At 45.5% G+C, this 21099-nt stretch carries 17 protein-coding genes and 1 other RNA gene; 11 read left to right on the top strand and 7 right to left on the bottom strand.

Going from position 1 to position 21099, the window contains the following annotated elements; genetic code table 11:
• Positions 1-158: 158 nt before the first annotated feature.
• From pafA to BLV62_RS07465, 3 genes are all read left to right on the top strand, one after another.
• The gene (gene pafA, locus BLV62_RS07475; protein ID WP_089760233.1) at positions 159-1820 is read left to right on the top strand and encodes an alkaline phosphatase PafA; all 1662 of its coding nucleotides are present in this window, start codon (positions 159-161) and stop codon (positions 1818-1820) included.
• Between the two features lie 69 nt (positions 1821-1889).
• Entirely contained in the window at positions 1890-2669 is a 780-nt protein-coding gene (locus tag BLV62_RS07470) for an enoyl-CoA hydratase/isomerase family protein (protein WP_089760231.1), read from the top strand.
• 49 nt (positions 2670-2718) lie between these two features.
• A complete protein-coding gene (locus BLV62_RS07465) occupies positions 2719-3366 on the top strand; it encodes a hypothetical protein (RefSeq protein ID WP_089760229.1) in 648 nt (215 codons plus the stop codon).
• A 76-nt stretch (positions 3367-3442) separates the two neighbouring features.
• On the opposite strand, the gene BLV62_RS07460 is transcribed toward BLV62_RS07465, so the two are convergent.
• Positions 3443-3859 (bottom strand): hypothetical protein, encoded by a 417-nt coding sequence (locus BLV62_RS07460; RefSeq protein ID WP_089760228.1) that lies wholly within the window; start codon positions 3857-3859, stop codon positions 3443-3445.
• A 150-nt stretch (positions 3860-4009) separates the two neighbouring features.
• Between BLV62_RS07460 and BLV62_RS07455 the strand changes: the two genes are divergently transcribed.
• The 3 genes from BLV62_RS07455 (at position 4010) to BLV62_RS07445 (ending at position 7228) form a co-directional block, all read left to right on the top strand.
• Positions 4010-5431, top strand: a complete 1422-nt coding sequence (locus BLV62_RS07455) for a tetratricopeptide repeat protein (protein WP_089760376.1) — start codon at positions 4010-4012, stop codon at positions 5429-5431.
• A 177-nt stretch (positions 5432-5608) separates the two neighbouring features.
• A complete protein-coding gene (locus BLV62_RS07450; protein ID WP_089760226.1) occupies positions 5609-6373 on the top strand; it encodes a phosphosulfolactate synthase in 765 nt (254 codons plus the stop codon).
• Between the two features lie 102 nt (positions 6374-6475).
• On the top strand, positions 6476-7228 hold the full coding sequence (locus BLV62_RS07445; RefSeq protein WP_089760224.1) for a shikimate dehydrogenase family protein: 753 nt from the start codon (positions 6476-6478) through the stop codon (positions 7226-7228).
• A gap of 244 nt (positions 7229-7472) precedes the next feature.
• Here BLV62_RS07445 and BLV62_RS07440 read toward each other — a convergent pair whose 3' ends face one another.
• Positions 7473-8270, bottom strand: coding sequence for a class I SAM-dependent methyltransferase (locus BLV62_RS07440; protein ID WP_089760222.1), 798 nt, complete (start codon positions 8268-8270; stop codon positions 7473-7475).
• Positions 8271-8395: 125 nt separating this feature from the next.
• On the opposite strand from BLV62_RS07440, the gene truB reads away from it, so the two are divergent.
• Positions 8396-9091, top strand: coding sequence for a tRNA pseudouridine(55) synthase TruB (gene truB, locus BLV62_RS07435; RefSeq protein WP_089760220.1), 696 nt, complete (start codon positions 8396-8398; stop codon positions 9089-9091).
• Here truB and tamL read toward each other — a convergent pair.
• Complete coding sequence (gene tamL, locus BLV62_RS07430; RefSeq protein WP_089760219.1) at positions 9072-11501, bottom strand: translocation and assembly module lipoprotein TamL; 2430 nt, start codon at positions 11499-11501, stop codon at positions 9072-9074. The two genes, truB and tamL, sit on opposite strands and share 20 nt — an antisense overlap.
• A gap of 97 nt (positions 11502-11598) precedes the next feature.
• Between tamL and BLV62_RS07425 the strand changes: the two genes are divergently transcribed.
• Genes BLV62_RS07425 through BLV62_RS07415 form a run of 3 tightly spaced genes read left to right on the top strand, consistent with a single transcriptional unit; the run spans position 11599 to position 15663 of the window.
• Positions 11599-12339: a TrmH family RNA methyltransferase gene (locus BLV62_RS07425; protein WP_089760216.1), complete on the top strand. Its 741-nt coding sequence runs from the start codon at positions 11599-11601 to the stop codon at positions 12337-12339.
• Between the two features lie 5 nt (positions 12340-12344).
• Positions 12345-13364, top strand: coding sequence for a hypothetical protein (locus BLV62_RS07420; RefSeq protein ID WP_089760215.1), 1020 nt, complete (start codon positions 12345-12347; stop codon positions 13362-13364).
• Positions 13365-13368: 4 nt separating this feature from the next.
• Positions 13369-15663, top strand: a complete 2295-nt coding sequence (locus tag BLV62_RS07415; RefSeq protein ID WP_139170001.1) for a hypothetical protein — start codon at positions 13369-13371, stop codon at positions 15661-15663.
• 9 nt (positions 15664-15672) lie between these two features.
• Here the strand turns inward: BLV62_RS07415 and BLV62_RS07410 are convergent, their stop codons facing one another.
• Complete coding sequence (locus BLV62_RS07410) at positions 15673-16908, bottom strand: ABC transporter permease (RefSeq protein ID WP_089760211.1); 1236 nt, start codon at positions 16906-16908, stop codon at positions 15673-15675.
• A gap of 119 nt (positions 16909-17027) precedes the next feature.
• Between BLV62_RS07410 and BLV62_RS07405 the strand changes: the two genes are divergently transcribed.
• Entirely contained in the window at positions 17028-18326 is a 1299-nt protein-coding gene (locus BLV62_RS07405; RefSeq protein ID WP_225889573.1) for a type IX secretion system plug protein, read from the top strand.
• A 235-nt stretch (positions 18327-18561) separates the two neighbouring features.
• Here the strand turns inward: BLV62_RS07405 and BLV62_RS07400 are convergent, their stop codons facing one another.
• From BLV62_RS07400 to ffs, 3 genes are all read right to left on the bottom strand, one after another.
• Entirely contained in the window at positions 18562-19872 is a 1311-nt protein-coding gene (locus BLV62_RS07400) for an NAD(P)/FAD-dependent oxidoreductase (protein WP_089760208.1), read from the bottom strand.
• 263 nt (positions 19873-20135) lie between these two features.
• A complete protein-coding gene (gene fsa, locus BLV62_RS07395; protein ID WP_089760206.1) occupies positions 20136-20786 on the bottom strand; it encodes a fructose-6-phosphate aldolase in 651 nt (216 codons plus the stop codon).
• 127 nt (positions 20787-20913) lie between these two features.
• Positions 20914-21013: signal recognition particle sRNA small type (ffs, locus tag BLV62_RS07390), an RNA gene on the bottom strand.
• Positions 21014-21099 lie beyond the last annotated feature (86 nt).

The following is a 21099-nucleotide window of genomic DNA, read 5'->3' as shown; positions in this document are numbered from 1 at the left end:
GATGGTTAATTCATCTTTAAAAACGGTCACAAAGGTATATAAATATTACTTTTTCTTAACCGGGATGATCAGTTAAAACTAACTTATTAATGTTTTTTTGCTATGAAATAAGGTATTATCCAAGTATATTACCATGACATTTAAATACTTATGACGCAATGAAATTTACGCGATTTTTAACTGCTGCCCTAATTTTTCCGGCAGCATTGATGGCTCAGAAAGCCACCTCGCCAGCACCATTCAATCATCATACGGTACACAAAAGTAACAAACCTGCACGGCCTAAACTGGTAGTAGGAGTTGTTGTAGACCAGATGCGCTGGGATTACCTGTACAGATACAGTAACCGCTACGTGGCCGGAGGGATTAAAAGGCTCCTCCAGGAAGGGTTTTCGTGCGAAAATACCCTTATTAACTATACGCCTACCATTACTGCCTGCGGGCATACCTGCGTGTATACAGGCTCCGTACCGGCTATCCATGGTATTGCCGGCAACGACTGGTACAGCAAAGAACTGAACAGGACAATTTATTGTACGGAAGATTCTACAGTCACCCCCGTTGGGGCCAACAGCAAAGCGGGTAAAATGAGTCCGCGCAACATGCTGGTAACTACCATCGGCGATGAACTGCGTCTTTCTACCAACTTCCAGAGCAAAGTAGTAGGCGTTGCTATCAAAGACAGGGGAGCTATCCTCCCGGCTGGCCATAGCGCCAACGGGGCCTTCTGGTACGACGCCGGCAGCGGCAACTGGATCACCAGTTCTTTTTACATGAACGCATTGCCTGCATGGGCGCAGAATTTCAATAACGAAAAACTGCCGGCCCAATATCTTTCCAAACCCTGGACTACCCTGTACCCGATTGACACCTACAAACTGAGCACGGCCGACGACAAACCTTATGAAGGGAGATTTAAGGGCGAGAACAATTCTTCTTTCCCTCACAACCTGACTGCCAACCCAAATGGGAACGTGGCTAATACTCCTTACGGAAATACTTTAACACTTGAATTTGCCAAAAGGGCAATAGAAGGATATAATCTTGGAAAGGGAGACGTAACAGATATGATCGCCATCAGCCTTTCGTCTACCGATAAAGTAGGGCACCAGTTTGGGCCAAACGCTATCGAAATAGAAGACACTTACCTGCGGCTGGACCAGGATCTGGCAACCTTCTTCAAATACCTGGACGCCAAAATAGGAAAGGGACAATACCTGTTCTTTATTACTGCTGATCATGGCGTTGCGCATGTTCCCGACTTCATGAAAGAAAACAAAATGCCGGGAGGCTCCCTGGATGCAAATGCGGATGTCAAAACCCTGAACAACCTGGTAGCGCAGAAGTTTGGCATATCCAACGTTATACTGGCTTATACAAATTACCAGTTGTCGCTGGATTATGAAGCGATTGAGAAAGCGGGCAAGAATGAAGAAGAAATACAGCAATTCATTATCAGGTGGTTGCTTAAACAACCGGCAGTAGCTAACGCATTTGTACTGGCCGACCTGAAAACCGTAACCCTGCCGGAGCCAATGCGAACAATGATGACGAATGGTTATAACGCCAAAAGAAGCGGCGATATCCAGATCGTATTGCAGCCAGGCTACCTCGACGAGCCGGGAACCGGCACCAGCCATGGTCTGTGGAACCCTTATGATGCGCACATCCCGTTGGTCTGGATGGGTTGGGGCATCAGTCATGGTAAAACCAACAGAACTATCGGGATGACAGATATAGCTCCTACATTGGCTGCTTTGTTGCAGATACAGATGCCTAGCGGCTCTGTGGGGCAGGTGATAACTGAGATCACCCATTAATTTTTTTTGCTTAGATTGCCATGAGTTAACAGGATACAAAAGCCTATTGGTTTTTAAATTCGATAGCTCATGGCATTTTCTTTTATTACTTATGAAGTAGCAGACAGGATCGCTGCTATCACACTTAACAGGCCCGAAAAACGCAATGCACTGAACGGGGCTATGGTAGCAGAGTTACGTAATGCTTTCCGGCAGGCGGGCGAAGATGAAGCAGTGAAGGTAATAGTGCTGAAGGGTAATGGAGAAGCTTTTTGTGCCGGGGCCGACCTGGAGTATTTGCAGCAGCTGCAACAGAATAATTACGATGAAAACCTTGCAGATTCACAGGAGTTGATGCAGTTATTCCTGGAAATTTACCAACTAGATAAGATTGTTATTGCACAGGTAGAAGGGCATGCAATTGCCGGTGGTTGTGGAATTATGACGGTTTGCGATCTTAGTTATGCCGTGCCGGAATCGCTGATGGGGTATACAGAGGTGAAAATTGGTTTTGTTCCTGCGCTGGTAGCTGTTTTCCTGGTCAGAAAGATAGGGGAGGGAAGAGCAAGGGAAATGTTGCTGACAGGGAAGCTGATCACAGCACAAAAGGCTATGGACCAGGGGCTTATAACTGAAGTTGTACCGGCGTCCGCTATTGCAGAACATGTTCATAAAGTTGCTGTAAGTTTATGTACGGAAGCGGCTGCTAATTCGTTAAAAGTGACTAAACATCTTATTGGCACGGTGTTGGACCTACCTATAAAAGACGGGCTCGGGCGGGCTGCAGAATTGAATGCGCAGACCCGGGGCCATGAAGAATGTAAACGTGGGATAGCGGCTTTTTTAAACAAAGAAAAAATAAAATGGTAACCTGTTGGGCGTTGTGCTGTTCCGAATATTATTAATCTACCACCATACTATGTCATACCGCATTTATTTATTTTGTTACCTGTTATTCCTTACCACCTCTGCCTGGGCTCAGCGTGTTGTATCGGATGCCAAGATCGTTTACAAGATGGTATTGCCGCCTGAACAATTGCAACTGGATCAGATGCTGGAAGGAAGTTCTTTAACTCAGTACATGAAAGGTGCATACAGCCGGATAGATATTAACTTCAATATTGTTAACTACACTTACCTGATCAATCACAAGGAAGAGACTATTACGACGTTGATCGACCAGCATGGGAATAAGTATATGGTAAAAACCGACCGGCAGCAATACCTGAAGGATATGCAGCAATATGAAGGAATCAAATTCACTGATCAGCCTGAAACGAAAGAGATTGCCGGTTACAAGTGCAGGAGAGCTATTGGGTTAATGCCGGATGGAAAAACATTTGAAGTGTATTATACGCCGGACCTGGTGCCTGAAAACAAGCAATATAACCGCCGATTTATGAATTTAGGGGGGATGCCCCTGGAATTTGAGATCCTGACTAAAACAGGCGAAAAAATGCGTGTAATCGCATCCCGGGTCGAGTTGAACCCGATTCCTGCTTCTTATTTTGATGTACCTAAAAAGGGATATAAGGTAGTTAGCCAGCAGGAGCTTCAAAACATGTAATAACTGCAAAAAAAACCGGTTAAAAAGCTGTGATACTTTTTAACCGGATATTGTACTTGAAGAACGTTTAAGTTGATTACCCTTTCTTAAGAGGCAGAATGATCTGCAGTTTCTGAAAGTTCCCATTTCCCGGAGGCTGGTTCTGCACTTGCACATTATAAGGAACTACGTAAGTAACGTTACCTTTTGTATAGGTTATAATCGTTTTGAAGTTGATTACGTTATAGTCGGTATGTGGAAGTGTGGTTAACTTAAAGGCAGAATTAACTGCGCCAGAAAAACGGAAGCCGCCGTCGAGGCTCAGCTTGGTTCTGGGAATAGCAGTGCTGATCACATGGCCTGGACCATCTGCTTCTTTTTTCACTTTGTCTTTATTATTATCGGAAGGCAAAAAGTTATTATTTGCCAGCGCATTGAGAGCAAAGCACACCAAAGCGCCTACTAACAAGCAAGACAATGAAAAACTGCGTAATATGTTGGTTTTCGCTTTCATTGTTATCACAAATATACAAACTTTTTGATGTATTATATAACAAATCCTTAACGAAGTTACGACAAAATCCTAAGAAAATGTTAAAAAATATTTAAAAACTTTCGTTCCCGCTGCGAAAGTGCGATGTATAAAAACACTATATTTACAGTAATGAGTAAAGACTTTTCATTTTTAAACGAGGATTTTGATGATCTGAGAGACTTGTTGCAACAGTTTGAAAACCTCCGGACTGGACAGTCTCATTCTTTTCTTGACGAAGACTCATTCGAGCAGATCATCGACTATTATGACGAGCGTGACGAAATGCCAATTGCGTTACAAGCCGCTGAAATAGCTATCGAACAATTTCCCTACTCTTCTACGCTGCTACTGAAAAAGGCCAACTTACTAATAGAAACAAAAAAATACACCGAAGCATTGGATTTATTAGAAAAGGCCGCCATCCTCGACAGAACCGACATTAATCTCTACATTTTACAAACGGATGTTTACCTGGCGCTCAACCAGCATCAGAAAGCTGCTGCAGTGCTGGAAGAACAGATAGAACAGTTTGAAGGAGAGGACAGGATCGATCTGTTGCTGGAACTGGCAGATGTGTATGATGACTGGGAAGAATTCGAGAAGGTGTTTGATTGCCTGAAAATGGCGTTGGAGTATGACCCGAATAATGAGGAAGCATTGCATAAGATCTGTTTCTGGACTGAGTTTACAGGACGGAATGAAGAGAGTATCCGCCTGCATACTTCCATCATCGACGAGCATCCTTTCAACCACCTTGCCTGGTTTAACCTGGCAACAGCATTGCAGGGCCTCAAGCTCTATGAAAAAGCTATTGATGCTTACCAGTATGCAGTAGCTATAGATGAGAAATTTGACTATGCCTATCGTAATATGGGCGATGCCTATATCCGTCTTCGCAAATATGCAGAGGCTATCGAAGTGCTGCAAAAGCACCTGGAAATTGCAAAGCCTGAAGATGTGATCTATGAGGCCATCGGTCATTGTTACGAAAAACAGAGAAAATATACCCAGGCCAGATATTATTATCGTAAAGCTTCCCACCTTAGCCCGAACGATGATAAACTCTATTACAAGATAGCAGTGGCTTACATGATGGAGTCGAACTGGGAGAATGCGATAAAATCACTTCATAATGCTCTGAAGATCAATAAGAACAGTGCTGAGTACAATATGAGTATGGGAGAATGCTACCTCGAAATGGAAAAGCACAAGGAAGCGTTGATCTACTTTATGAACGCAGTAAGAGCCCGTCCTAAGAGTCCTGTTGTCTGGCAAGAGCTGTTAAAAGGCTTGTATGTGGCAGGATTCCTGGAAGAAGCCCTCAGCCAGCTGGCTACCGCGGAAGAAAAGGCAGGCAGAAAGCCGATCTTTATGTATTACCGCGCCGCTATCCTGATTGCAATGGGCCGTACCAAAGAAGGGTTATTGCACCTGGAAACAGCTTTACAGCAAGCGCCTAAGATCGTAAAAAAGCTTGTGGAGCTGGATCCGGCTATTTTACAGCATGTCAGTGTAGTTGATTTGATCGCCCAGTATCGCCGTAAGCGTTAACCATTGTTATTTACTTTATTAAAATAAAGTATACTTCTTATTTTTGCGCCGGCTTTTAATTGTCATGGACAAAAGTCGTAGATTTTCCGGTTACTAAAATTGCATATACGCTATCCCTAAGCGCCTGGCGAACTAGTATGTGTTTTACTGACCATTAAGAAGATAAAAATATTTCAAATGAATTTTAATCTGACACAAATCCCGGAAAGGACAAAGAAGCCCCGCACTCATGGATTGACCATGGTAATGGATAAGGGGCTAAGTTTGGAAGAAGCACGAAATTTTTTATCCGTAGCAGGTCCGCATGTTGATATCCTTAAGTTAGGCTTTGGTACCGCCTATGTAACGCCCAACCTGCGCGCAAAAATTGAACTTTATCAGTCGGCAAACATACCGGTATACTTCGGCGGAACACTGTTTGAAGCTTTTATGATCCGCAACCAGTTCGATGAATACGTAAAAGTGGTAAAAGACTATGGCATCAGTTACATGGAAGTTTCTGATGGTTCCGTTATCATCCCGCATGCTGAAAAATGCGGCTATATCGAAAAACTGTCTAAGATCGGCCTGGTATTAAGCGAGGTTGGATCTAAAGATGCAGAACACATCATTCCTCCCTATAAATGGATCGAACTGATGAGCGCTGAACTTTCTGCCGGCGCCTCCTACGTGATTGCCGAAGCGCGCGAAAGCGGCAACGTTGGTATTTACCGCGGCAGCGGAGAAGTTCGCGAAGGCCTCGTACAGGAGATCTTAACAAAGATCCCTGCTGAAAAGATCATCTGGGAAGCTCCTCAGAAAGCACAACAATTATACTTCCTCGAACTCGTTGGCTGCAACGCCAACCTTGGCAACCTCGCTCCAAACGAGGTGATCTCCCTGGAAGCCATGAGAGTAGGTTTAAGAGGCGATACCTTCAACCTGTTCCTCGACAGAGAATAGATCGTTCACCAAAATATTTTGAATACGGATTTGCAGATAGATTTTCCTATAAGGTCTTTCTGCAAATCCGTATTTTGTAATTTTATGTCTCAATCTTAGGTTATGAAATTGTACGGTCTTATCGGCTATCCCCTGGGCCACTCTTTTTCCAAAGGGTATTTCAAAGAGAAATTTGAAAAAGAGAATATTACAGATTGCCAATACGAAAATTTCCCGATTCCCAATATCTCCGACTTTCCTGCATTACTGGCGCAACATCCGGACCTTAAAGGACTCAATGTCACCATCCCGTATAAAGAGGTAGTGATCCCTTACCTGGACGAGCTTACACCTGCCGCTGAAAAAATTGGCGCTGTCAATTGTATAGATATCAGGAACGGGGTAAAAAGAGGATATAACACCGACGTGATCGGGTTCACCAGGTCGCTGGAACCTTTGCTGCAGCCGCATCATAACCGCGCCCTCGTATTGGGCACAGGCGGTGCAGCAAAAGCCGTTATATACGCCCTCCAGCAATTAGGCATTCATGTTACCGTTGTAAGCCGGCAGGGAACCAGCCATGCTGTAGCCTATCACCAGCTAACGTCCGAATTGCTGGAAGCAAATACCATTATCATCAATACTACGCCATTGGGAATGTACCCGGAAGTAACTACCTGCCCGGATATTCCTTTCCAATACATCACTTCCAGGCACCTGTTGTACGACCTGGTTTATAATCCTGCAGCCACTACCTTCCTGCAAAAAGGAGCTGAAAAAGGCGCGATTATCAAGAACGGCCACGAAATGCTTATCCTCCAGGCGGAGGCTTCGTGGGAAATCTGGAGCGGGTTTCACGCAAAGGAGCAAAGTTAGCAAAGAACGCAAAGGGATTTTTTTAAGGAAAATAAGAACGCAAAGGAGGGGTTTCACGCAAAGGAGCTAAGTTAGCAAAGAACGCAAAGGGATTTGGATCGAAGCGAATTTTAAGAACGCAAAGGAGCGAGAAGTGTTACATGTTAGATATAATGACAACACAATCTTCGCTCCTTTGCTTTCTTATTTTCCTTAAAAAAATCCCTTTGCGTTCTTTGCTAACTTAGCTCCTTTGCGTGAAACCCTACGCGGGTTTGATCATGTAATACACGCAGGTAGTCACGAAGTTCCGGAAGAAGGGAATCGCCGCAATTGGCTTCCACTGCTCTCTCGCTGAAACTCCGAACTTATACTTATAGATCGGGTTGATCAGGTAAAATCTTCTTTGAGTGATCTTGTAATGCTGTCTTTTTACAATCTTCTCAAACCGCTCAATTGAAATGCCTGTAGACTTAACTTCCATCAGGTCTTTCACTGTAGCATCAGCTTCCCCGAAAAGCCGCAATACGCCCCTGTATACGCCGGTAGGCAATAGGTGTATGTAAGGGAACATGCTCAGGAACTTATTATCGCATATCTGCTGATGCCCGCCATGTGGCATATACCAGGGCGGAAAACCAAAGTATACCTGCCCCCTGGGAGTGAGCAGCTTCTTTAAATGACCTATGATCTTCTCCTGGTCCGGAATATGTTCTATCGCATCTTTTAATATGATCACATCAAAAGAGTGCATGAATTCTCCAAGGAAATCCACGTCATAGATGTTCTTCGCAATGAGCCTTAACTGCCCGTTGTCTAAATAGGATTGCAGGAAACCTTTTGCCAGTTCTATCCTGTCGGGAGCCAGATCTACTCCAACACAGTTGCAGCCTTTTTCCAGCAAAGGAGTTAATACGCCGCCTTCACCACATCCTACCTCCATTACCCGCAGCCCCTCCAGTTGAGGAAATTCCTGCTGAATGAACGGCAGCACATAATCACGCGAATTGTCAACCTGTTGTTGATATCGCAAAGTGGCATTCTTATGATGTTCTAATGACATGTGTTTTGAAAATTGCGTGAATTTAGTAAAAAGAGGTCAGCTTTCAGCAGTTACATCACTTAAATTAATACTATTATTGATACATCTATGCCCGCAGCTGCCCGCGAATATGCTATCTTTGCGCCATGCAAACGAACGATAAAGCTAATTACCAGGAAGGAGCAGTGATCCTGATCAATAAGCCGCTGACATGGACCTCTTTCGATGTGGTACGGAAGATCCGCAACCTCACCAAAGCGAAAATAGGACATGCAGGTACTTTAGATCCACTGGCCACAGGATTACTCATTTGCTGTACCGGGAAAATGACTAAAAAGATCAACGAATACCAGGCGCAGGAAAAAGAATATACCGGCACTTTTACCCTGGGAGCCACCACTCCAACCTTCGACAAAGAATCTGAACCCGAGAACTTCAAAGATATCAGCCATCTTACTCCCGAAGCCATCGTGGCCGCTACCAGGCCCTTCATCGGGGAGATCATGCAATTGCCTCCCATTCATTCTGCTATCAAGCAAAACGGGAAACCTATCTATTTATTGGCAAGAAAAGGTGTGGATGTAAAAGTAGAGCCAAGGAAACTTACTATCAAAGAATTCGAGATCACGGGCATCAACCTGCCGGAAGTGAGTTTCAGGGTAGTTTGCAGTACCGGTACTTATATCCGCTCGCTGGCCAACGACTATGGTGCAGAACTGGGTTGCGGCGCTTACCTGAGCAGCCTTTGCAGAACAAGGATAGGTGAATTTAAATTAGCAGATGCTACTGAAATGGAAGATTTCATCAGCCAGTATGCCGCTCCTAAAACGGATAACCAATAGCAATATTCCAGATAATATTTTCCCTGCGCCAGCGACTGTCTTTCAGGTCCCATTCGCTGATATACCATCCGTTCTTATTGCCCTGGAAATAAGGTACTTTAAGTGGAATACCCCAGTCGAGGCGTACGAGGAAGAAAGAAAAGTCCAGCCTTAAACCAGCGCCCGTGCCCATAGCGAGGTCGTGATACAATGAACCGAACCGGAACTCTGATCCCGGCCGGGTGCTGTCTTTACGGATCATCCAGATGTTGCCTATATCCAGGAAAGTAGCTCCTTTCAGGTTAACGGTTCCGCCGAACATCCTCAGCAGATCAAAACGGTATTCAATATTTCCTTCCAGCTTCATATCGCCCGTCTGGTCAGGGAAGGTCTGTGCTGTTTTTGACGAATCCTTATACGAACCAGGTCCCAGCGTTCTAAGCCTCCAGGCCCTGATGCTGTTAGGCCCGCCCGCTGTAAACTGCCTCACATAAGGCAAAACGGTGGAATAGCTGTAGGGGATACCTACTCCTGCATATGCACGGGTAGCCAGTACGCTATGAATGCCCAGTTTCCAGAAATGCCTGTAATCCAGTTCCAGCTTCACGAAATTGCTGATGTTCACATTCGTAAGCGTCTCCAGGTTCGTTTCCCGTTTGCTGATCCGATTCATGATACTGTTGATACCACTTAGCCAGAGTCCGGATTCTTCCAGGTTAGCCCTGAAATAAGTGTAGTGCCTCGGATGCAGGATATCCTGGTTGTTAAAGATAAATGAAACGCTTTCTCCGCCTATCAGCGCAGGCTCGAAACTCCGCTTCAGGTAAGGGTTATCGTTAACTACCGTGTCCCTGAACCCCGGGTTTAAAGATACGCCTACATAGTTAAGGGTAATTGGTCTTACTATCCATCGTTTATAGGCGGTTTCGTTCCAATCGTACCCGAAAGAGGCGTTGATGCTGGTGATGTCGAATTTGTCTATACGTGAAAGGTAATTGGCGCCGAGGGTCAGGCGGGTTTTAACATTGCTCCTTGCGGTATGTTTCAAATTGAATGGCATGGCAAACCGCGGCCAGGTGAGGCTCATTTCGCCCCCAAACTGTTTGGCCTGCAGATCCCAACCCGATTTCTGCCTGACGAGCTCCAATCCGGTGTTCAGCGTCAGGCCGAACTGCGTAGCCGTTCTGCGGAGATTGATATGCCTGAAATTCAGCGTAACGCCGGAGCCAAGGGTGTAATCAGAACTGTTGCTTACCTCGAATGTTACGCCCAGCTCCTGTTTGCGCCTTGGCGTCAGCTGCAGGTAGGCATCCAGGGTATTCACAGTATCTTTTGGTTCCTTATAGTTAAGGGTTACAAATTGCCATACTCCCAGGTCGTAAAGTTTATTGATCGTATTGTTATACTGCTGCAGGGAATAAGGTTCTCCCGGGCGCAGGAGGATAGACCTGGAAAGAATGCGTGGTCTTAGGATCTCCTGGTGATAACGGATGGTAATATATTTCCGTACATCTTCTTTGAGCGTTGTATCGGTAGGATTGGCATTCAGCGAGAAATCAGGATAGGCGTATATCTTCCCTATATGATATAACTGCCACCTGGTAGCCGAATCTTCGGGATTCTTAACATGTATAAGAATATCCATCGTCAGCTTTTCCCTTCCTTTGTTTTCGTTGAAGATATTCACAAAACCTTCAAATGGATTGAGGGTATTACGGAAAAGCGATTTATTCAATGTGTCGAGCGTGAATTCGATGGCGTCCCTGTTGAATTTGTAATAGCCGGCATCCCTTATCAGGCGGGTCAGTCTTTCCCTTTCACTGCCCAGGGTAGCCGATTTATATATCATGCCTTTTCGGATCTGCGACAGGTGCTCGTTGGCAAGCACTATGTTTTTGATAGCAGTATCGGGGATGTCGTAGCTGATCTTATCTACAACGAAATTCCTGCCGGTGTTTACATGGTAAACCACGTTGGTCTTGCGCCGCCGGGTCTTTTCCTTATAGTCTACCGTCGCATGGAAAAAGCCCTGGTTATGGAGGTACGACGACATGCGGTCTAATGATTCCTTGGTTTTCGTGGAATCGTAAATTACCGGTTCTTCCAGGTTTCTTTTAGCCAGCACCAGGTTCCAGAACCAGTTGGATTTTTTTTCGTTGTATTTCTGGTTGTACAGCCAGACTTTAATACGGGTGGTGAGCAACTTGGTATTAGGTTGTTGCGTCATCAATGATTTTGAAGACAAGGCGCTGCGAAGGTCCTGTTTTTCGGAGTTGAGGATCTCGCCCTCTACTTCTACTTTGCTGCTTGTATACAATGTTTGCCCCTGTTGGAGATATTTGGTGTTTGAACAGCCGGCCAATACGAATACTACCGCTACCAGCAGCCAGGTTTTAGGCAGTAAATATTTGGGAGTCGGACTATTCAGCATCTCGGGCAAAACGTTATGTATGTTTAAGCGTTAGGTTGACGGATGGGCGCTACGCCAGTTCTTGGCTGATTAAAAGAAATCGTGTAGGTTTGGCCCCATGTTGTCAAAGGCGCAAATTAAATATATTCAATCATTACAGCACAAAAAAAACAGGCAAAAATTCAGCCAGTATATTGCCGAAGGAGATAAAATAGTGCAGGAGCTTTTACAGGCGCGTATGCCGGTTCAAAAGATCTTTGCTACAACCGCCTGGTTAGAACAGCATGTATCCGCAATCCGGCATTTACCCGCCGGGAATGTGATTGCCGTGGAAGAAGGGGTTTTAAAGCAACTGTCTTCCCTGACCACTCCAAACAATGCCATGGCATTGTTAAATATGGAACCCGTCAGCAACCCGATGCCGGTAAAGGGCACTGTGGTACTGGCGCTGGAAGCGATTCAGGACCCGGGGAATATGGGTACGCTCATAAGGATTGCAGACTGGTTCGGGATTCCCCAGATCATTTGCTCGCCCGACTGTGTGGATGTTTATAATCCCAAAACTATCCAGGCTACCATGGGAAGCATAGCCCGTGTTCGTATAGCCGAATACGATATTAGCGAAGTTTTGAAGCGCTCCGGCCTCCCTTCTTATGCAGCTACATTGCACGGGAAAAACATTGCAGATTTTTCTACTATAAAAGAAGGCATTATCCTGATTGGCAACGAAGGCAGGGGACTGACTGCCGAGGTCCAGGAACTGGCTACACATAAGATCACCATCCCTAAACTTGGGGGCGCCGAATCGTTGAATGCTGCAGTGGCAGCAGGTATCATTTGCGGAAGATTATTGATATAGCCGGCATGAAGCGATTATTCCCGTTATTACCGGCGCTGGTTTTACTGTTTGGCTGCAAACAGCCAAACCCTCATTCGGTAACCCCGGCCTTTTATTACTGGAAGCAGAGCTGGGACACGACCCGGGCTACCCAGGCCGCCATCAGGCAGTTGCCGGCCACGAAACTTTACATCAAACTCTTTGATCTTGCACCTGTACCCGGTCAAGGCCCGTTGCCCGTAGCGGTGTTGAATACCAGGGCGCCCTTGCCGGAGAACCTTGAAATTGTTCCTGTCGTTTTCCTGATGAACGAAATATGGGCGAAGCCCGACACGGCCTTGCCTTCCAAAGTGGCGAACCTGGTAGCTGACCTTTGCAGCAACATACCAGCGGCGCGTATCCGGGAAATCCAGGTAGACTGCGACTGGACGCAAACTACCAAAGCCGCTTATTTCAGTTTTTTGGAACAGATCCGTCGTCAGCCCTTCTTTAAGAACAGGCAACTGTCGGCTACCGTCAGGCTTTACCAGCTGAAATATGCTGATCGTGCCGGCATCCCGCCGGTAGACAGGGGACTGCTCATGTGCTATAACATGGGAAATATGCGGCAGGCGGGCAGGCATAATTCCATACTGGATATTGCCACGCTTCAATCTTATCTGGGAACCCATACCATATCACGATATTCTTTACCTTTAGATGTGGCATTGCCACTCTTCGAATGGCAGATATTATTCAGGCAGGGAACCGTTTATGAAGGGATCGTTCGCCAGGTGAAACTGGACGACAACTCTGTTTTTGCCGAGACAGGGGATGGCCTGTACACTGTAAAGAAAGACACTTTGCTGGAAGGATACAGTCTTCGGACCAATGATGTGATCCGCCGGGAATTTGTAGATATTGCAACCCTGAAACAGGCAGCCAGGTTGCTTGCCAGGCAGTTGCCTCCCGAAAACAGGACAGTCATCTACTATCATTTAGATTCTTTAATTCTTAGAAATTATCCATTGAATGAACTTCAGGAAATTATTCGCATTCTTAATTAGCAGTATGCTGCTTTTGTTCGGAAATGTTGTTTATACCCTTTGCTGTGGCCCAACCCCCGATCCTTACGACTACTATGTTTCTTTCTTCAGTCCTTTCACGAAAGGCGCAGGGTACGAACCTTTCTACTACACGGCATTGACCACTTTTTATTCAGATCCCACTCCGTCGGAAGAACAGGCCAATGCAGCCGACTGGCAGCAATACACCGGCAGCAGGGTATCGGTCAGGGATATACGGGATTGCATCTACTCTTATTCTTCTGCCAATATTAACGCCATTGCCAGCGGAAATCTGCCCGATAGCCTGAAGGATAACTCCTTTGCCCAATACCTCGTAAAGAAACCTGAAGCTGCCAGGTACCTGGCCTTCGCCAAAAAATGCGAGCCTTACGTGTCGGCAGAAAGCAGCTGGAACAGCAATAACACGAACGACGCTGCGCGGAACAAATTATATACCGAAGGAATTGGATTATACCATGAGTCGAGAGACCCGAAGATCCAGGAGCGGTACGCCTTCCAGCTCATCCGCCTTTTGCATTACAATAACCAGTTCCGGAAAGCAATAACATCTTTCGATCAATTCTTCCCGAAAAATACCAACAGTCTTCTCTACTATAAATCCCTGTCACTTAAAGCAGGTGCTTTGTATAACCTTAAAGATTCAGTGCAGGGAGCGTACCTGTTTTCCAGGGTTTTTGAAAAAGCGCCATCCCTTCGGGGGAGTTGTTACACCAGCTACAGGTGGTGTAATGTAACGCCGGAAATGGTATACCCGCTGTGCAGGAACGATGAAGAGAAGGCGACAGTAGCGGCGCTGGATGGCTTTGGGTCTACAGATGAAATACCAATGATCCGGAGGGTTTACCGGTTAGATCCTGCTTCGCCCTCGCTGGATGTATTGCTTACCAGGCAGATCAACCAGCTGGAAGAAGATTACCTGGGGCCTGTGTTGGTAAAAGAGTCGGGCGATGATAAGGCCAATTCATTTACCGGATGGATGGAGCAGCCGGATTATGCAAAGTTGAAAAATGAATTAACTGCGTTGCAGCAGCTCGCAGATAGCCTGATCGCCGAGAAGAAATTACGCAACCTTAATTACTGGCGTATTTCATCGGCTTACCTGTCTTATATGCAGCGCGATTATGCCGGCGCGAAAGCCAGGCTGGCCGCTGTTAAAACAAAAGATGTTGAAGAGAAGGACCAATGGGAGATGATCAACCTGTTGATCAACATCAACCAGCAAAAACAAATAGACAAGGAGTTTGAAAGCCAGCTGTTATCTTCTTTCAAATGGCTGGATAAAAAGATAGGAAGCGACTCGCTGGGCCGGTGGGAGCGGCCTTTGGACCAGGCCTGGTTTTACAGGAAAGTATACAGGAACCTGTTGTTTGCAGTATTGGCGCCCAAATACCATGCGCAGGGCGACCAGGTGAAAGAAGCACTGCTCCGCGGGCGTTGCGATTCTTTAAACATCAATGATTTCTTTGTTTCCGGTACAACCGCTGCAGAACAGGTAGGAGACGAGATGGGACCAAAGGAATTGATACGCCTGAAAGATTTCCTCCAGAAAAAAGACAAAACGCCATTCGAAACTTATATATCCAGATTCTTTCCGGAAGGGTTGGAGATCAACCAAACTATTGGCACCAGTTATTTAAGGTTGCAGGATTTCAAATCGGCTGCCAGCTGGTATAAGCAAGCGCCCGAAGAATTCCTGCTTCATTCTTTCCAGGTGTTTAATGATCAATTACAGGACTTTGGAGAAGATACGGCTACCCGCCGGTTTAATAAGCCTATCAGCCAATTGGACTTCTGTAACCAGATGGTGGCTATGGAAGAAGAAATGAAGAAAGGAACTGCGTCAGCAGCTGTTTATCACAAATACGCCTCGGCGTTGTTCAATATTTCCTATTATGGCCGTACCTGGAATTTTGTAAAAAGTTACAGGCCAAGTTATATCTGGTACACGCCGGAAGCGGAGAAGAGCGCTTTTGAAAAACAGTACTTTGGCTGTTATAAAGCTGAAGAATATTATAACAAAGCTGTTAAAGCGGCTGCGCCGGGCGATAATGAATTTAAAGCCCGTTGTATATTCCTTGCTGCCCGTTGCGCACAAAAACATGTGACGATAACGAAAGACGAAGCGGTGTACCTGCGCAGCTGGATCAATAACCGTTATTTTCCGCAGCTGACAACAACTTACGCCCAGACTAAATTCTACCAGCGGGTTTACAACCAATGCGGATATTTGCGCGATTATGTAAAGCGCCAAAAGACCGGTGTTAGTTCAACCAAATGAGCATTCTGCTTACTTGAACTGAATAGCTTTAACGGGCGTGATCTTTTTGATAATGAGAGATGGAATAAGGAGTACAACGGTACAGATCACAAAGGTGCCGATGTTGATCAGAACGATGTCTATCCAGTGTATGGAAATAGCGGCTGCCGACATATAATAGGTATCTTCCGGCAGTTTGAAGAATCCTGTCTGTTGTTGCAGGATCGCTATACCCAGCCCGAAAACATCGCCGATGATCAATCCCAGCAGGATGATATAGGCAGCCTGGTAAACGAAGATCTTTTGAATATTCCAGTTCCGCATACCCAGTGATTTCAGGATACCAACCATGTTGGTCCTTTCCAGGATGAGGATAAGGATAGCGGTGATCATGTTGATGATGGCCACGATGGTCATGATGATGATGGTGATCAGTTCATTCTGGTCCTGCAGGCCCAGCCAGTCGAAGATGTTGGGATAGATGTCGCGGATGGTGCGGGGAAACAGTTCATCGGGTACCAGGTGATCATTGATATACCAGGCAACTGTATCCATGTTCGTATAATCTTTCAGCATTATTTCATAACCGCCGATCTCGTCGGGCGCCCAGTTGTTCATCTTCCTGATCAGTTCCAGGTCGCCTATCACATATGTTTTATCGTATTCTTCTATGCTTGTTTTGTATGTACCTGCAACGGTAAGCCTGCGGGCCCTGGGTGTTAAACCGCCTCCCTGTACAAAGTAGATAATCGGCCTGTCATTCAGTTTAAGCTGCAGCTCATTTGCCATATGCTCCGAGATAAGGATCTGGGAGGAATAGGCAGAATCGTTGAAGTCGATCAGGTGGCCTGATTTAATGAATGGCTTCAATTGGTTCCAGTCATAATCCTTGGTAACCCCTTTGAAAATAATTCCTTCAGTTTCTTTATCTGATTTGAGCAAGGCAGATTTAGTAGCGTAAGGACTGACAGATCTGATGCCTGGCGCTTGATGCAGGCTGTCGGTCAGGCTTTTGCGATTCGGGAAAGGTAATTCTTCTGTTAGCGGGCCGGCATTAGGCTGGTAACGGGTGATGTGAATATGTCCCCAGAAATTGAATACTTTTTCCTGTACTACCTGTTTGAAGCCGTTTACCAGCGAAGTGGCCAGTATCATTACAGCTACGCTGATCGCTGTAGCTATCACTGCAATGTTGATAATGAATTTGGAAAAGGATGACCCTTTGTTGAAGGCAATCCTTTTGGCCACGAAGAAAGATAAACGCATGCAACAAATATAGGGGATTTATAATTTTGCTATTTCATGATTTTCAGGGTTCAAAATATAGGGATTCATGTATTCATGTCGGCATTTAGTTGTAACTTCATTGATATCAACTGCATTCTATGCGTAGTACCGTAATAATTTCTATGATAGCCTGGGTGTTAGGATGTGTAATGAGTAGCAGCAACCTGCAGGCACAGGCGAATGCCATAACACCCGATCATATTTACCACGACAACATTAAATCCGTTAAATTTTTCCAGGGCGGCGATCCGCTGAGCATGCCGGTTTATACCATAGGCAGCAATGAGAAACTGGAACTTTCGTTCGATGACCTGGATAACGATGTAAAGAATTACTATTATTCTTTTGTACTGTGCAACGCCGACTGGACTCCTGCTCCTGTCAACCAGTTAGACTACCTCCGCGGTTTTTCTGAAACCAGGATTCAGGATTACCGGCTTTCCAGCGTGGCGCTTCAGCGTTATACGCACTATACTGTGCAGTTGCCAGGCGCTAAAAGCTACCCCGTGAAATCAGGCAACTACCTGCTGAAGGTCTACCTCGACAGCGATACTTCCCAGCTGGCCTTTACCAGGAGGATGTACGTGGTAGAAAATAAAGCAGGGATCACCGGTTTCATACAGCAACCTATTGCGCCTAAATTATTCCGCACTCACCAGAAGATCAATTTCGAAATCAATACTGCTTCATTGAATATACCAAACCCGTTTAACCAGTTGAAAGTGGTGATCCTGCAAAACTACCGCTGGGATAATGCGCTCACCAACCTGAAGCCAACCTATATCAACGGGAACATCCTTAAATACAACGCAGAACAGGATTGTATCATGCCGGCAGGGAAGGAGTACAGGTGGATAGACCTCCGAAGTTTCAGGTTGCAAACGGAGAGGGTTCAACGATCGGAATATCACCGTAACAGCACAGATGTTATTGCCGTACCGGATGTGGAGAGAGCAGATAAAGTTTACCAATTCATCAAAGATATAAATGGCCGGTATTACCTCGCCACGCTGGACGATTACAATCCCAATTTTGAAGGCGATTATGCTTCCGTGCATTTCTCTTTCGCCGCGCCCGAACCGTACGCGGGATACGACATGTACATCTTCGGCGAATTCACCAACTACGAATTGAACGACAACAATAAGCTGACGTATAATGGAGCCAGCAGGGCTTACGAAGGAACGCTGTTCCTGAAGCAAGGGTATTATAACTATATCTACGGCCTGGTAGATAAAACAACGCCCAACGCTAAATTCAGTACCGAACTCACAGAGGGCGACTACTGGGAAACAGAAAATAATTACACCATCCTGCTTTATTACCGCGCCCTGGGAGCCAGGTCAGACGAGCTGGTAGCAAGCGTTACGCTCAACTCTATCCTGAACCGGAAATAGGGGAGGTTTCACGCAAAGACGCAAAAGAAGCAAAGAAGCATAAGATATTTTTTTAAGAAGCATAAGGAGTTCTGACCGAAGCGAATTTTAAGAAAGCAAAGAAGTTGAAAATTATGTTATACAACACAATCTTCAACTTCTTTGCTTTCTTATTTTCCTTAAAAAATGTCTTATGCTTCTTAAAAAAATATCTTATGCTTCTTTGCTTCTTTTGCGTCTTTGCGTGAAACTTCCGCTACTGCACGCTTTGTTTGAGCTTGACGATGTTGGCGGCGCCCCGTTTGATGATGATGCGTGTACCGCGTTCGAAGGTAAAGTAACGGTAGAACCAGTTGATGAACACTACCAGTTTATTCCTGAAGCCCATAAGGCTCATCAGGTGTACGATCATCCACACTATCCAGGCGAAGTAGCCGCTCAGTTTCATGCCCGCAAATTCGGCCACGGCGCGGTTTCTTCCGATGGTTGCCATGCTGCCGAGATCTTTATAGGTAAAGCCTTTCATCGGCTTGTTCTTCATTTGCAGTTTAAGGTTGGCTGCCAGGTTAACGCCTTGTTGTATGGCAACCTGCGCTACCATTGGGTATCCTTTCGGGAATTTGGGATCGTTGGTCATCTGGGCTATATCCCCGATCGCATAAACATTGGTAAATCCTTTTACCTGGTTGAACTCATTCACCAGTATGCGTCCGTTGGGCAGGATGATATCCTGCGGAATTCCTTTTACCGGGATACCTCTAACGCCGGCGGCCCAAAGCAGCGATTGGGTAGCGATCTGCTCCCCGGTGCTGAGGGTAATCACTTTGCCGTCGTACTCTTTTACTCCTGTTCCTGTCATTACTCTTACACCCAGGTCCTGCAAGGCTGCCAGGGTTTTGCGTGAAGTTTCCTCGCTGAAAGAATTCAGTACCCTGGGACTGGCTTCTATCAGGTAAACATTCATCATATCCTGCGGGATGCTGGGGTAGTCCTTGGGCATAATGTATTTGCGCAATTCTGCAAACGCCCCGGCCAATTCAACGCCGGTAGGGCCTCCGCCTACCATCACGAAATTGAGCTTGGCCCTTACATCGTCGGGGTTGCTCATCAGCAGGCTTTCTTCAAATTGCTTCACTACGTAGTTCCGGATCTGAACCGCTTCGATGAGCGATTTCATACCGATGGCATTGGCCTCAATTCCTTTATTCCCGAAGAAGTTGGTATTGCTGCCTGTCGCAAAGATCAAATGATCGTAATGGATCTCGCCTATACCTGTTTCTAATATATTCTCTTCCGGGCGGATACCTGTTACTTCCGCCATACGGAATTCAAGGTTTTTCTGCTTCCTGAAAATTGCGCGCAGCGGGAAAGCAATACTATCCGGTTCCAATCCTGCTGTTGATACCTGGTATAGGAGAGGCTGAAAGAGGTGATAGTTATTTCTGTCGAGCAGTACTACCTGAACGGGCAGGTCTTTCAAATGTTTGGCAAGATTAACGCCGCCGAATCCTCCGCCTACGATCACTATACGCGGTTGTTTTGTTTCAGGGATGTTGGGCTGAATCATAAATTTGATGTTGTTGCAACTAAGAATATTCTTTCGTCGCTGTTGGCAAATGATATACCAGTATTAATTATTTCTCAAAGTTACTAAACTTTCAGAAAAAAATGAAAATTGTTCTTTCTCCATGCCTGTGCCGCAAGTTGGTGCGGGTTTGTAAAAAATTAAATATCAACAAATTATCCTGGACATAGTTCAATGCGGCGCATAAAAAAATCCCCGATGCAATTACTGCACCGGGGACACACCATCTAAAAAATATTACAGGATTACATTTTCTTGGCGTCCTCGAGGAACTTAGCCAATCCGATATCTGTTAATGGATGTTTAAGTAATCCAAGAATAGAATCTAACGGACAGGTACATACGTTAGCACCTACTTCTGCGCATTTCACAATGTGGAGTGCGTTACGGATAGAAGCGGCAAGGATTTCAGTTTTAAAACCTTGCAAAGTATATATCTGAGCAATTTGAGCGATCAGTTCGATACCATCCCAGTTGGTATCGTCGATACGTCCGATGAACGGAGAAACATAGGCAGCACCTGCTTTAGCGGCGAGGATAGCCTGGCCGGCAGAAAATACCAGTGTACAGTTAGTTCTGATACCGTTGTCGGTGAACCATTTGATAGCTTTAACGCCATCTTTGATCATCGGAACTTTTACTACGATATTTGGATGAATAGCAGCCAGTTTCTTTCCTTCTTCGATGATAGCATGATAGTCAGTAGAGAGTACTTCTGCGCTTACGTCGCCGTCCACTATTTCGCAAATGTCTTCATAGTGTTTAATGATAGCGGCATCGCCTTTAATACCTTCTTTTGCCATCAGGGAAGGATTGGTGGTAACTCCATCCAGAACGCCCAGATCGTGCGCTTCTTTGATTTGCGCCAGATTAGCTGTATCGATAAAGAATTTCATACTATGATAATTAATTTGTCAGGAAAAATGTATCACTTGTGGAGGTTCGCAGTCATTAGTGAAATGAGGTGAAGAAAATAGCATCAGATACTATTGACATGCAAACTAATGACAATAAAAAAAGAAAAAAAGGCAAGTTACTTATATCGCACCGCTACAACCACCTACCCTTGCTACATTCCTGTCCTGGGGGAGTTCAGTAGGAGCTGGTCGTATAAGACTTGCCGGGGCAAAGGTAATATAATGCACTGAAAATCCAAATATTAGCAGGGAAATTGTTGAAATTTTTTTTGTGGAAATGCCTGAAGGTGCT

The sequence above is a fragment of the Chitinophaga terrae (ex Kim and Jung 2007) genome, assembly GCF_900107795.1.
Taxonomy (GTDB): domain Bacteria; phylum Bacteroidota; class Bacteroidia; order Chitinophagales; family Chitinophagaceae; genus Chitinophaga; species Chitinophaga terrae.
Note: the sequence above shows the minus strand (reverse complement) of the source record. Positions and strands in the feature narration are given on the sequence as shown.